The organism is Spirosoma arcticum (genome assembly GCF_054779955.1).
Map to the genome: position 1 here is coordinate 64346 of NZ_BAAGXG010000001.1, position 12777 is coordinate 77122.

At 55.4% G+C, this 12777-nt stretch carries 12 protein-coding genes; 5 read left to right on the top strand and 7 right to left on the bottom strand.

Annotated elements, in window-relative coordinates:
• Positions 1-19: 19 nt before the first annotated feature.
• From ACYVHB_RS00240 to ACYVHB_RS00265, 6 genes are read right to left on the bottom strand one after another with little or no spacing between them, the layout of a single operon-like run.
• Positions 20-598 carry an LOG family protein gene (locus tag ACYVHB_RS00240; RefSeq protein WP_461048485.1) on the bottom strand — a complete coding sequence of 193 codons (579 nt, stop codon included), beginning with the start codon at positions 596-598 and terminating at the stop codon, positions 20-22.
• A gap of 39 nt (positions 599-637) precedes the next feature.
• Complete coding sequence (locus ACYVHB_RS00245) at positions 638-1576, bottom strand: ABC transporter permease (RefSeq protein ID WP_461048487.1); 939 nt, start codon at positions 1574-1576, stop codon at positions 638-640.
• 2 nt (positions 1577-1578) lie between these two features.
• Positions 1579-2565, bottom strand: coding sequence for a TolB family protein (locus ACYVHB_RS00250; RefSeq protein WP_461048489.1), 987 nt, complete (start codon positions 2563-2565; stop codon positions 1579-1581).
• A complete protein-coding gene (locus tag ACYVHB_RS00255; RefSeq protein ID WP_461048490.1) occupies positions 2562-3950 on the bottom strand; it encodes a glycoside hydrolase family 140 protein in 1389 nt (462 codons plus the stop codon). The genes ACYVHB_RS00250 and ACYVHB_RS00255 overlap by 4 nt, the downstream gene beginning before the upstream one ends.
• A complete protein-coding gene (locus ACYVHB_RS00260) occupies positions 3947-4780 on the bottom strand; it encodes a phosphogluconate dehydrogenase C-terminal domain-containing protein (RefSeq protein WP_461048492.1) in 834 nt (277 codons plus the stop codon). Before ACYVHB_RS00260 ends, ACYVHB_RS00255 begins: the two co-directional genes overlap by 4 nt.
• A 15-nt stretch (positions 4781-4795) precedes the next feature.
• The gene (locus tag ACYVHB_RS00265) at positions 4796-5614 is read right to left on the bottom strand and encodes a sugar phosphate isomerase/epimerase family protein (RefSeq protein WP_461048494.1); all 819 of its coding nucleotides are present in this window, start codon (positions 5612-5614) and stop codon (positions 4796-4798) included.
• A 40-nt stretch (positions 5615-5654) separates the two neighbouring features.
• On the opposite strand from ACYVHB_RS00265, the gene ACYVHB_RS00270 reads away from it, so the two are divergent.
• Together ACYVHB_RS00270 and ACYVHB_RS00275 are read left to right on the top strand one after the other, a co-directional pair.
• Positions 5655-6695: a Gfo/Idh/MocA family protein gene (locus ACYVHB_RS00270; RefSeq protein WP_461048496.1), complete on the top strand. Its 1041-nt coding sequence runs from the start codon at positions 5655-5657 to the stop codon at positions 6693-6695.
• Between the two features lie 154 nt (positions 6696-6849).
• The gene (locus tag ACYVHB_RS00275) at positions 6850-8313 is read left to right on the top strand and encodes a sugar ABC transporter ATP-binding protein (protein ID WP_461048498.1); all 1464 of its coding nucleotides are present in this window, start codon (positions 6850-6852) and stop codon (positions 8311-8313) included.
• 100 nt (positions 8314-8413) lie between these two features.
• Here the strand turns inward: ACYVHB_RS00275 and ACYVHB_RS00280 are convergent, their stop codons facing one another.
• Positions 8414-9748 carry an Nramp family divalent metal transporter gene (locus tag ACYVHB_RS00280; protein WP_461048500.1) on the bottom strand — a complete coding sequence of 445 codons (1335 nt, stop codon included), beginning with the start codon at positions 9746-9748 and terminating at the stop codon, positions 8414-8416.
• 195 nt (positions 9749-9943) lie between these two features.
• On the opposite strand from ACYVHB_RS00280, the gene ACYVHB_RS00285 reads away from it, so the two are divergent.
• The 3 genes from ACYVHB_RS00285 to ACYVHB_RS00295 all read left to right on the top strand — a co-directional run bounded on the left by ACYVHB_RS00285 (position 9944) and on the right by ACYVHB_RS00295 (position 12715).
• Positions 9944-10597, top strand: coding sequence for a metal-dependent transcriptional regulator (locus ACYVHB_RS00285; RefSeq protein ID WP_461048502.1), 654 nt, complete (start codon positions 9944-9946; stop codon positions 10595-10597).
• A gap of 8 nt (positions 10598-10605) precedes the next feature.
• A complete protein-coding gene (locus tag ACYVHB_RS00290; RefSeq protein WP_461048504.1) occupies positions 10606-11682 on the top strand; it encodes an LptF/LptG family permease in 1077 nt (358 codons plus the stop codon).
• A gap of 112 nt (positions 11683-11794) precedes the next feature.
• Positions 11795-12715 carry a DMT family transporter gene (locus ACYVHB_RS00295; protein WP_461048506.1) on the top strand — a complete coding sequence of 307 codons (921 nt, stop codon included), beginning with the start codon at positions 11795-11797 and terminating at the stop codon, positions 12713-12715.
• Positions 12716-12777: the final 62 nt, after the last annotated feature.

Here is a 12777-nt window from a genome sequence, read left to right on the forward strand (position 1 = left end):
CGCTTTGTGGTAAGTAAATTTATTGATTCGTGGCAAAGTTGATGGCGTCTATGTGCCAGGGAGGTGCCTGTAGTAGGCCCGGTATGACATCCTCCGGTTCATTGACGAATGTCCACATCTTTAGGTGCTTCTCGTTCATAAAATTTTCACTGACGCACTTCTCAAGCATTTGTCGTAATGGATTATAAAAGCCGTTTGTGTTCAGGATGACTATTGGCTTTGTGAATTGGCCGAGTCGTTTTAGAGTTATGGCTTCCAGTAACTCTTCGAGTGTTCCGCTACCGCCGGGTAAGGTTACCAGTCCGTCAATGTCTTCCAGAAACTTTGCTTTCCGCTCGTGCATCGTATCGGTAAACTCAAAGTCGGCTACTTTTTTATGGGCCCATTCCACTTCATTCATGAATTTGGGCATGATACCTTTTATTTTACCACCCTGTTCTATAACCGTGTCAGCCAGTTTCCCCATAAGCCCGATAGCTCCACCACCGTAAACAACCTCGATATTTGCTCTTACCAGTTCTTTCGCCAACCTTTCGGTGGCGTCGAAATAGGATTTATCAACCTTCGCACTTGAGGCACAATACACACAGATTTTCATTTTTATGGTTGTTAGGTTTTGAACGGTTGGTTAGCAGAACTAACGAATCCTTTTTTGCAGGGCCATATCCGTCCAGACGGCCGTGATCAGAATCAAGCCCAGAATGATTTCCTGCCAGTAGCCCGACACGCGGGCCAGTACCATCACGTTGCTGACGAGACCCATAAAGACGGCTCCCAGCAGGGCACCGACGATTTTTCCGTGCCCGCCCGACAAACTCGCCCCGCCCAGAATCACCGCCGTAATGACGCGCAGTTCCAGTCCCCGCCCCGCCGTGGGCAGGGCCGTTCCGAGCCGCGACGTCAGCAGTAACCCGGCCACGCCGGCCAGCAACGAGGTGAGCACGAAGCCGTACAACTTCATCCGCCGAACTCGAATGCCGGAGAGGTCAGCCGCGCGTTCGTTGCCGCCGATATAGTAGTAGCGCCGAAAAAACACGGTCCGGTGCATCAAAAACGCAAACACGCCCACCGTCAGCAGCATATACCAAACGGGCATCTGCACCCCCAGCAGCCGCGACTGACTGATGGCGTTGAACCAGTAGGGCAAATTCTGAATGCCCGACCCGCTCACTAACAGCGCACCCCCGCGCACGATACCCATCATGGCCAGCGTCTGAATCATCGGATTAACGCCCTGATAGGCAATTAAATAGCCGTTGGTAACGCCAATTGCTCCGGCTCCGGCCAGCGCCAGCCCGATGGCGACCGGTACCGGCCAGCCAAAAATCAGCATCGCGTAGGCCGCCAGTCCGCCCGAAAAAGCCACCACCGACCCAACTGACAGATCAAAAACGCCGGATACCAGCAGGAGCATCATGCCCACCGCCACGATGGTGTCAATGGAAAGATTCAGCAGCAACTGACTCCAGTTGCCGAACGTCGGGAACGTCTGCGGAAACGCCACGGCCGCGCCGATGCCGACCAGCAAAATGGTGAGCGTCAGTGAATAGGTTCGTTCCTGGAGGAGTTTCAGCATTGTCATTTACCTGGCCACCACGCGGCCCGGCTTCCGTCAATGGCACAGTGAAAGCGTAGTACGTCGATGACGTGCGGGTTGGAACCGTCAACTCCGATCATCCAGACCGGGCGTTTGTCGGGCTGTTTGTCTTCGTAAGCCTTGTCGCGGGTGTTGGCGTTGCGCCAGTAAGCCACGTCTGTGACCCGGAAGGTAACGAAGTTGCCGTCCGGCGACCAGGCCGCCGACGAACTGATTTTGCCCAATCTGGTCAATTGTCGGCTTTGCTTCGTGGCCATGTCGTAGATGAACAGTTCGAGCGCTTCGCCCACCTGATCGCTGTAGAGAATCTGCCGTCCGTCGAACGACCAGGCCGGAGCAACGGCCCCAATCTCGTCTTCGTGCTGACTGAGATGACGGACGTTGGTGCCGTCGGCGTTCATCGCGAACAGGCAGAACCCTTTCCCGACCTGCTTGGTGAACGCAACCGTTTTTCCGTCGGGCGAGATGGCTCCATCGCGGCCTTCGGCTACTTCCTTATATTGCTTGCCGTCGGGGGAGACGTAGCCAATGACGGCTTTTTTTTGGGCATCATCGGCTAAGCTGAACCAGATTTGTTTGCCGTCGGCGGTCCAGCTTGGGAAGTAATAGACCGCTGGTGATGACTGTTTCGTCAGTTGCCGGACAGTAGTGCCGTCGGCATTGGCGATGTACAGATTGAACGCACCACCGAGTGGCCCACCGGCGAGTGTCGCACCGGCCCGATTAGATGTAAACACGACCTGTTTTCCGTCGGGCGACCAGATCGGGTACCGCTCTTCCGAAGCGGGCGCTTTGGTGATGTTAAACGCATCGCCCGTAACCGGATTCACCCAAAACACCTCGGTATCACCCGTCCGAATGCTGGTGGTCAGCAGGCGGGTGTTTGGGCTAATTGCCGACATTTGCGCCTGCACGAGGACCGGTAGCAACAGCGTCAGAACGGGTATCGTTAGTTTGAATGCGATCATGGCATTGGATAATTTTTGGCCGAATCGTCCAGAATCAGCACCCAGTCGTGCCCGTAGCCGCTGTCGGGTGGAGAAAACTTCTGCGGTTGCTGATTGGCAAACGTCTCGGCGGGTTTCGTCTTGCCCGTGCGCGGGTCGAACCAGGTTGCCGTCACCGACTGCCCCGATACTTTGCCCGGATTCACCGTAAAAGGCTTGCCGGACGAGGTGTACACAAACGCGTAATCCCGGCCCCGCGTGGCCTGAATCCGGTCGGCGGGGTTTAGGTTACTCTCAATAATTAACGACTGGTCGGGCACCCGGTCGAGCATCGGTCGCGACATAAGCAACTGCTTTACAAAAATCATTTGATTGGCTGCGGGCAGCTCGATGGCCTCGGGCCAGTACAGGTGCGGCCCGTTGACGGCCGGGCGGCTGGCACTGTACATTTGCCAAATGTCGTGACAGCCGTAGGTATGCCCAAACGCTCCCGCAAACAGGTCGAGGTAGGCGAACTGGCGCACATCGAAGGCGTTGGACGTGCCCAGGTCTTTCACGTTGAAGCAAACGGGATGGTCTTCGTAAATCGGTTCGGCATCCATTGTCGGTTTAGTGGGTTGCCGGTTATAGGACGCCGAAATGTTGTCGTACACGGGCGTGAAGCGGCAGTGGCCGTTCTGGTGCATGTTGAAATCGAACCAGCTCTCGTCTTTGAACCACTTCGACGCACCCCCGTCCAAACCGTTGGGCTGCGGATGATACGACATCATGGCTTTGTCGGGTCCGCCAACGCCCTCCTGAACGCCTGCGGCCATGGCCTGCCAGATGGCTACGTCCTGCGAACCGTCGCGCGGGTTACGATCGCCACCCAGAATCCAGATGATGTTGGGGCGGTTTTTGTACCGGTTGCCCAGATACTGACCATATATGCGGGCGTTGGTGAGGGTGAAGATTTCGGGACCTTTTCCCCATTTATCTTTGAAAACTTTATCGCCCCAGGTTGGCAAAAAGCCAATCATCAGCCCGTACTGCGCAGCCTTGTCGACAATGTAATCGACGTGTTTAAAATACGCTTCGTTGGGTTTGGTGGGGTCGTTGTTGAGTAGGGGTGTTTCGCCGTAGGGATTGGGTTCTTTCAAGCCGTCGAACTCGGCCAGCGCCACGGCCTGAATGACGGTGAAGCCCTGCTCGGCCCGGCGTTTGAGGTATTTGTCAGCCTCTTCGCGGTTGAGCCGGTGGAACAACTCCCAGGCCGTATCGCCAAGCCAGAAGAACGGCGTGCCGTCCTGCCGAACGATGTAGCGCTTGTTATCGGCTACTTTCAGCGGACCCGTTGTCGCGGGCGTTTGTGCTTGAGACAGCAGACTGATCAGCCAAAATAAGGGTAGTAGGGTGGTTTTTTTCATGATGCCGTAATGTCTTTTACCTGCTCCCGAATGTCGTCCATCTCGAAAATGCGCTGCCAGCCGTCGCGGAACAGGATCGGTTTGGCGCGTTTGCTGATTTTGTAGGCCGCATCCGAAAAGGTGCCGTTTACCTCTTTGAACAGCACAGCGATCTGAATACGAAGGTGGCCGAGCACAAAATCGCGGGCGGCTGCTTCGGGCACACCGAGCGCCACGATCTTGTCAAACCCTTCTTTCACGACTTCCATGCAGGTTTGGGCCAGTGTTTCAACCATCGCCGGTTCCAGCATTGCCATCTGTTCAAGCGTGATTCGGTACGTCCGATCAATGGGGCCATACATCGCCTGCGACACCGATTCGCCGAGGGCGTAGTGCGCTTCGGAGCCGTGCATGAGCGCGACAACGATGGACTGTTTGGCCGAAATGCCGCCGTAGAAATCGCGGAAGGCTTGTTCGGTCGGCTCCCAGTTGAACACCGACGGGTGGCAGGGGTGCGCAATAACGTAGCCCAGATCGTCGCGGTGGGCAATGACGCCATCGAGCGGGGCCGCCGGGTCGAGGGTTAGTACCAGTGCCCCGGCTTTCATTTGGGGGATGATCGTCTCCGACAGCTTGCCGATGGCGACGTCGGGCAGGGCCAGAATCACCACGTCGGCTTCGGCCACTGCCGGGCCCTGCTCACTCACCGACACGCCCCGCTCGCGGAGCCTATCAATCCCGGCCGGGGCCACTTCCAGATAGGAAACGGCGTAATCGGACTGTTTGAGGAAGTTGTCGGTCAGGCGGCAGCCCATCTTACCACCTGCGCCTATCAAAGCAATTTTGGTCATTGTATTTATTGATTTTCAGTCACTAAACAAACCCGTTTGTTGTAAATAATTCATACTCTCCGTGGCCCAGGCCGCTTCTTTAGCGATGGTAGCGGCCCGGTTTGGTTCGGGTACCACCCACTGCTCTAAAATGGCTGTTTGGCACCGGCCGTATTGACCAACCTGCTCCACCAGCCACGGCACGTTGAGCATTCCCTGTCCGGCGGGTCGTCCGTCAATCTGAAAACCCATCTGGTGGGGCAGTCGCCGGATGCCAAAATCCTTCAGGTGCAGGTTGACGGTGTACGGAGCCAGCGTCCTGACTACCTCAGTCAATCCTTCGCCAGCGCCCATCGAATTGACCGAATCGAGGCAGATGCCAACGTGCGCACTGCCAACGTGCTCCACAATGTCGGCAAACTCGCGGGCCAGCAGCCGGTCGTGGTTTTCCAGCCCCAGCGTAACACCCGTTTGAGCAAGCCGGGGCAGGGCGTTCCTCAGTATGCTCACCACAGTAGCAATGTCTGGTTGATAATTTCGCTCATCAATCACGAATCGCAGCAGTCGGCTGTTCAGGTGGTGGGTCAGGTCGATGTACCGGTCCAGATGCGCGTCGGTCAATCCACGGGCACCCAATTCAAGTGTAATCCGTTCTTTATCAGTTCGTTGTCGTAGCAGGTTCAGCCGCTCGACAGGCAGTTCATGTAGTGGCCAGTTGTCGCCAAATTGCACCAGCCGCATGGCAAATGCGTTCGCCCGGTTGAGTATCTCTTGCTCATCGAGTGGCTTTTCAGGTCGGTCGCCGGGTACGCCCACCGCCCAGCCGTAGGTGTAGGTACTGATTCCCAGGCGCATGGCCATAAAGTACGGTTCTTTCAACTAATTTAACAATTTCATGCAAAAATTAAAGTTTGCGGTGATTGGAACCGGTTTTTGGGCGAATTATCAGCTACCCGCCTGGTTTGAACTGGAACATGTTGACTTGGTGGCGCTCTGCGACCGGACCCGCACCCGTGCCGATGCGTTCGCCCTCCGGTACGGTGGACCACCCGTGTATGATGACATCGACGACCTGCTCGACCACCACGCCCACGAACTGAATTTTGTCGACATCATCACCGACGTTGACACGCACCTATACCTGACCACCAAAGCTGCCGAACGAAAAATTGACGTAATCTGTCAGAAACCGATGGGACCCAGTCTCCGAGATGCCCGGCAGATGCTCGACGTCTGTCGGCAACAGGGCGTTCGGCTGTACATCCACGAAAATTTCCGCTGGCAAACGCCCATTCGTCAACTAAAAGCCGTGCTGGATTCCGGCGCAATTGGCCAGCCGTTCCAGGCGACGGTGTCCTTCCGTTCGGCGTTTCCGGTGTTTGATAACCAGCCGTTTCTGGCCGAACTGAAGCAGTTTATCCTGACTGATATTGGCTCCCACGCGCTGGACATCTGCCGCTTTTTATTTGGTGAGGCCCGGTCGCTTTACTGCCAGACAACGCGGGTGAACCCCACCATTCGGGGCGAAGATGTAGCGAATGTACTGATGACGATGCAGAGCGGTTTGGTGTGCTACGCAACCATGTCGTATGCGTCGATTCTGGAACACGAAGTTTTTCCGCAAACGCTCGTCACGGTGGAGGGATCGGCGGGGTCGGTAGTGTTGTCGCGTAATTTCGAGATTCGCACGACGACCCGCGGGCCGAACGGTCAGACAAACACGCAGTTGCAGACGGCCGTGCCACCGGTTTACGACTGGGCCGATCCGGCTTATGCCCTCGTTCATGCGTCCATTGTGGATTGTAATCGTAATTTGCTGACCGATTTGCGCGGATTGGGCAGTGCCGAAACGACCGGTACTGATAATTTCGAGACGATCCGATTGGTGTATGCCGCCTACGACTCGGCGAAGCGGGGCGAAGCGATCCAAGTTTAATTAGTTTGTGGTGTATGGTTTCTCGTTCGTTTTGCAGGAACTGTTTAGAATTTCATCTCTATCAGCCAACCCTGGCGTCAAGAATCTTAAACAGCTTCGCAGCGACAGCGGGCACGAACGACAAATTACGAACCACAAACCACAAACTAAATTCATGCTCGAACTACGTAACATTAGCAAAACCTTTCCCGGCGTAAGGGCACTCGACGGCGTATCGTTTGCGGTGAAGCCGGGCGAAATTCACGCCCTTTGCGGGGAAAATGGCGCGGGGAAAAGTACGTTGCTCAACTTGCTGACTGGTAATCTTCAGCCGACTGAGGGTCAGATTTTAATCAATGGGCAGGTGGTGCGCATCGACGGTCCGGTACACGCCACTAAACTGGGTATTGCTATTGTGTATCAGCACCTTAGTTTGGTGGAAAACCTGTCGGTGGCCGAAAATGTTTTTGCCAATCGACAGCCGCGCACTCGTTTTGGCCTGATCCGCTACCGGGCGCTGCACGAAGCCACCCGAGCGTTATTGAGTCGGTTGAATCTCAACGACATACAGCCAGAAACTCCCGTCGGTGAACTGTCACCGGGCCAGAAGCAACTGGTTGAACTTGCCAAAGCGCTGTCGCAGGAACCTGACATTCTGCTCCTGGACGAACCAACGGCCTCCCTCACCGCGCCTGAAACGCAAACGCTATTCGCGCTGCTGGGGCAATTGCGGGCGCAGGGCAAGACCATCGTTTATATCTCGCACCGGCTGACCGAAATTTTCGCACTTGCGGATCGTGTATCGGTGCTCAAAGACGGACGGCACCAGAGCACACTGCCTATTGCCGAACTCTCCCCCGACCGGCTCATCCGGCTGATGGTTGGCCGCGACCTAACGAAGACTGAAACCGAGTCTCAGGCCACCAGCGAGGTGCTGCTGGCAGTGACGAATCTATCGGGTGAACGTTTCCGGGACGTGAGTTTTCAGTTGCACCGGGGCGAAATACTGGGGTTGGCGGGGCTGGTTGGCGCTGGCCGGACGGAGATTGCCCGCGCTATTTTTGGCATTGACACCCGAACGACTGGCTTAATCGAGGTGAAAGGCACTTTAGTCAATATACGGCATCCGGCCGATGCCGTGGAGGCAGGAATTGGGTATTTGCCAGAAGAACGGAAGGCGCTGGGGTTATTCATGGAGCAGTCGGTGGCGCAGAATATCGTAGCGGTGAAACCACCAGCCAACGGTCCGTGGTTCAGCACCCGGCGGGTGGCCGCCATCGCCGGGGAGTATCGGCAGAAACTCGGCATCAGAACGGCTTCGGTGCAGGAACGGGTGGGTAATCTTAGTGGGGGAAATCAGCAAAAGACGCTGCTGGCCCGCTGGCTCCTGACCGACCCGGACATGCTGATTGTGGATGAGCCGACGCACGGCATCGACGTAGGATCAAAGGCAGAGGTTTATGCGTTGCTGCGCCAACTGGTCAAGCAGGGGAAAGGTATTCTCCTTATTTCGAGTGAGTTACCCGAACTGCTCCTGCTGGCCGACCGGATTCTGGTTATTCGTGACGGACGGGTGTCGGCGGAACTTAACCGGGCCGACGCCACCGAAGAACGCATTATGCACTTTGCCACCACCTGAGCAGAGGGTCAGGTTTGAGCGCAAAGAGAGCAAAATATCCGTGTATCAGCCCACCGCTTTAGCGTTGGGGTATCCGCTGCCAGCGGAGTAATCGCGGCTGTTACGTAAACGTATCCCACAGCAGATACGCATTCAGACTGATGATGATGATGGCCACCGCCCACGACAACACCCGCACCCAGCCGGGATTGACGAAGCGACCCATCTTCAATTTGTCGCTCGTGAAGGCAACCAGCGGCACTACGGCGAAACTCAGTTGCAGCGAGAGAATTACCTGACTCAGTACGAGCAATTCAGACGTACCTTTTTCGCCGTACAGAATGGCCACGATCATTGCCGGAACAATGGCGATCAGGCGCGTGATGAGCCGACGCGCCCACGGCTTGATGCGCAGGTTCAAAAATCCTTCCATCACAATCTGACCCGCCAGCGTACCCGTCAGCGTCGAGTTTTGGCCCGAGGCCAGCAACGCTACCGCGAAGAAGATGCCCGCGAACTTAACGCCCAGGACCGGGTCGAGCAGTCGGTGGGCGTCGGTGATGTCGGCCACCTGCTGATTGCCCGAAAAATGAAACGCGGCCGCCGACAAGATTAAAATAGCCGCATTGATAAAGAACGCCAGAAACAGCGAGACCGTCGAGTCGATTGTGGCAAACTTAATGGCCGATTTGCGGCCCGCGTCGTCCCGGTCGAAGTCGCGGGTCTGCACAATGCTGGAGTGCAGGTAGAGGTTGTGCGGCATGACGGTAGCCCCCAGAATCCCGATGGCGATGTAGAGCATGGCCGGGTTGGTCACGATTTCGGCGCGGGGCAGCAAACCGCCAACGATACCGGCAACGTCGGGTCGGGAAACGAGCAACTCATACCCAAAACAAAGAAAGATCAGAAAAATCAGGCTGGCCACAATGCGCTCCAGGATCTGAAAACCCCGATTTTGTAAGTACAGTATTAATAGCACATCTAAGGCCGTAATAAGAATACCGACCGTGAGCGGTAACCCAAACAGCAGGTTGAGGGCAATGGCCGAGCCAATAACTTCGGCCAAATCGCAGGCGGCTATGGCCACTTCGGCTAGTATCCATAGCATAAATGCAACCGGACGGCTGAAGTGGTCGCGGCAGGCCTGGGCCAGATCGCGGCCGGTGGCGATGCCAAGTTTGAGCGCTAAGTGCTGCAACAGCATGGCGAACAGATTGGAAATCAGCACCACCGACAGCAGCCGATAGCCAAACTGGGCACCCCCCGCAATGTCGGTAGCCCAGTTGCCGGGGTCCATGTAACCGACGGCCACCATCATGCCGGGGCCAACGTAGGCCATTAGTGTCCTGAAAAAACCGACGTTTTTCGGCACCCGCACCGATCTGTGTACCTCGGCCAGCGAGTTTGCTGAATTTTCCTGCCGCCAGCCTTTCGTTGTGGTCTTTGTTGCCTCCATTGGTTGATCTGCATCTGTAGCCATTCAGTGAAGTTGATTCACTCGATGACTGACAGCATAACATCGCAAAGATAAGGATTGTGGAAATAAAAATTTAGGCTAATCTAAATTTTTAGAAAGTTTAACATAAAAACTACCTTTGCCCGTAAACTGTTTAACCCTATTGAGCCGTTTTCTCCTAAGCAGCCGCATCCCATGCAGTCGTTCACTGAAGAAAATTATCTGAAAACGATCTACTACTTAGCCACCCGGCAGGCGGGAGAAGTGAGCACGAACGCGCTGGCCGAGATGACGGCCACGAAGGCCGCTTCTGTAACAGATATGCTCAGGAAACTGTCTGATAAACAGCTTATTCACTACAAAAAATACCAGGGCGTTCGATTAACGGAGGAGGGCGAACGGTTAGCGTTGCAAGTCATTCGGCGGCACCGGCTTTGGGAAGTGTTTCTGGTTGAAAAGCTGGGCTTCGGCTGGGACGCGGTGCACGAAATAGCGGAGGAACTGGAACACGTTCGGTCGGCCGAATTAGTCTCCCGCTTAGATACATTCTTAGGCTGTCCGCAGTTTGACCCCCACGGCGACCCTATCCCGACTCCAACCGGGGACATGCCCGAAACCGGTTACCGCAAACTGTCGGATGCCGCAACGGGCGAGAACGTCCGGTTGATGGCGGTACTCGAACACTCGACGGAATTCCTGCAACACCTCGATCATTCGGACCTTACGCTCGGTTGTACCGTGACGGTGTCCGAAATCAACGCCTTCGATAAGTCGGTGCTGGTGACTATCGACAGTGGCCGCGCGGTGTTCGTGAGTTATGAAGTCGCGAAGAATTTGTTAGTGAATTGATCCAGAAAATGAAACTACTCGATTGGTATATTCTAAAGCGTTTTTTGCTCACCTACGTCTTTGTGGTGCTGGTGATTGTGCTGGTGGTAGTGATGATCGACTACACCGAAAAGATTGACAACTTCCGCAAGAACAGCGCGCCGGGCGACAAAATTCTGTTCGACTATTACCTGAATTTTATTCCGTACTGGGCCAATTACATCAGTCCGCTGATGGTGTTTATTGCCACGGTTTTTCTGACTTCCCGGCTGGCGGCCCGTACTGAAATCATCGCGATTCTGAGCAGTGGCGTCAGTTTTATCCGGCTACTGTTTCCCTACGTTCTGGGCGCAACGGTGCTGGCGGTGGCGACGTATTTTTTGGTCAATTACATCATTCCAAAGGCGAACAAAACCCGGATTGCCTTTGAGGTGAAGTACATCAACGATGCGTACACCTACTCCGGCCGCAACGTTCACCTCACCATTGCGCCGAATACGTATGCGTACATGGAAAGTTATAATAACCTAAGTAACACGGGCTATAAGTTCACGTTGGAGCGCATTGAAGGCAATCTGCTCAAGCAAAAGCTCTCCGCCGACCACATTGAATGGGATGCCAAAAAGAAGAAGTGGGCGGTGTACGACTATAAAATCCGCACCATCAACGGGGTGAAAGAAACATTGACGCCCGGCACCCGGCTGGACACGACGCTCAACATGAAGCCCGACGATTTCAGTTCGGACTTCAACCTCTACGAGACCTTTACCCGCCCCGAACTCAACAAACACATCGCCCTGTTGCAAAGTCGCGGGGCCGACGGGGTGGAGATGTACCTGCTCGAAAAATACAGCCGCGACACCCGACCATTCGCCATCCTCATCCTGACCGTTATCGGCGTCATTATGTCGGCCCGTAAGAGTCGGCAGGGGGTGGGCTGGCAGGTGGCGCTGGGCTTTATGCTGGCGTTCATGTACCTGCTGTTTTTCATGCTCGCCAAAGGCATTGCTGAGGGGGGTATTCTGAATCCCATTGTGGCGGTCTGGCTGCCGAACGCTATTTTTGCGGCCATCGGCGTACTACTGTACAATACCATTCCCCGTTAATAATGATGAATCGGTCCGCCGAAGCGGATGAACGATAAATGATGAATGCCTGTCGGTGCTAATCACTTATCGTTCATCCGCTTCGGCGGACCGATTCATCATTCATCATTAAATGACTAAGCCCGCGCTTTCCGATTATCTCCAGCTTCACTTTATCGTCCTGATTTGGGGATTTACGGCCATTCTGGGCAAACTGCTGGAACCGCTCGATTCGTCGGCGGTGGTGCTTTTCCGGACGATGCTGGCCGTTTTGGGCATGGGCGTAGTGCTGCTGGTTCGGCGACAAACGATTCGGGTTTCGCCCGGCGACCGCTGGCGGCTGCTGGCTACGGGCGGCATTATTGCGCTCCACTGGATGACGTTTTTTCTGGCTGCCCGCATTGCTAACGTCTCGGTCTGTTTAGCGGGTCTGGCAACGAGTTCACTCTGGGCGAGTGTGCTCGAACCGCTTTTGCTGCGTCGCCGGGTGCGGGCCGTGGAGGTCGTGCTGGGGGCAGTGGTGCTGGCTGGGCTGTACCTGATTTTCCGGTTCGAGTTCGATAAGGTGGTCGGGCTGGCGGTGGCCGTGTTTTCGGCCCTGCTATCGTCGCTGTTCACGATCATCAACAGCCGGTTCACGCAACGGCTCGACGCCTACGTGATTTCGTTTTATGAGATGGCCGGGGCGTCGGTTGGCGCTTTCCTGATGTGGACGGCAATCCGCGCAACTAATCCCCCGGCAGTGAATAGTGTCGTGCAATACGTACCCGATTCGGCCGGTCAATGGGGCTGGCTGCTGGTGTTGTCGCTGGTCTGCACGGTCTATGCCTACACAGTGGGGGTGCGGTTGTTGCGTAAGTTTTCGCCGTACATGGCAATCTTAACCGTAAATTTGGAGCCGGTATACGGAATTCTGCTTGCGGTGCTCATTTTTGGCAACGCCGAACGCATGACAACCGGTTTCTACGCGGGTACGCTCGTGATTTTAGCAGCCGTGCTGGCCTACCCCATGCTACAGCGGCTGAATCGTCCGGCACCGACGGGAATTGTGTAAGCCAACAACTTTGGCAAAGCCTGCGCGGCCCGGTTAAACTTTGCCAAAGTTGTTGGCTTACT

Bases quoted from the DNA above. Each gene is read 5' to 3' on its own strand.
- ACYVHB_RS00240 (WP_461048485.1), bottom strand. From the start codon at position 598: ATGAAAATCTGTGTGTATTGTGCCTCAAGTGCGAAGGTTGATAAATCC.
- ACYVHB_RS00245 (WP_461048487.1), bottom strand. From the start codon at position 1,576: ATGCTGAAACTCCTCCAGGAACGAACCTATTCACTGACGCTCACCATT.
- ACYVHB_RS00250 (WP_461048489.1), bottom strand. From the start codon at position 2,565: ATGATCGCATTCAAACTAACGATACCCGTTCTGACGCTGTTGCTACCG.
- ACYVHB_RS00255 (WP_461048490.1), bottom strand. From the start codon at position 3,950: ATGAAAAAAACCACCCTACTACCCTTATTTTGGCTGATCAGTCTGCTG.
- ACYVHB_RS00260 (WP_461048492.1), bottom strand. From the start codon at position 4,780: ATGACCAAAATTGCTTTGATAGGCGCAGGTGGTAAGATGGGCTGCCGC.
- ACYVHB_RS00265 (WP_461048494.1), bottom strand. From the start codon at position 5,614: ATGCGCCTGGGAATCAGTACCTACACCTACGGCTGGGCGGTGGGCGTA.
- ACYVHB_RS00270 (WP_461048496.1), top strand. From the start codon at position 5,655: ATGCAAAAATTAAAGTTTGCGGTGATTGGAACCGGTTTTTGGGCGAAT.
- ACYVHB_RS00275 (WP_461048498.1), top strand. From the start codon at position 6,850: ATGCTCGAACTACGTAACATTAGCAAAACCTTTCCCGGCGTAAGGGCA.
- ACYVHB_RS00280 (WP_461048500.1), bottom strand. From the start codon at position 9,748: ATGGAGGCAACAAAGACCACAACGAAAGGCTGGCGGCAGGAAAATTCA.
- ACYVHB_RS00285 (WP_461048502.1), top strand. From the start codon at position 9,944: ATGCAGTCGTTCACTGAAGAAAATTATCTGAAAACGATCTACTACTTA.
- ACYVHB_RS00290 (WP_461048504.1), top strand. From the start codon at position 10,606: ATGAAACTACTCGATTGGTATATTCTAAAGCGTTTTTTGCTCACCTAC.
- ACYVHB_RS00295 (WP_461048506.1), top strand. From the start codon at position 11,795: ATGACTAAGCCCGCGCTTTCCGATTATCTCCAGCTTCACTTTATCGTC.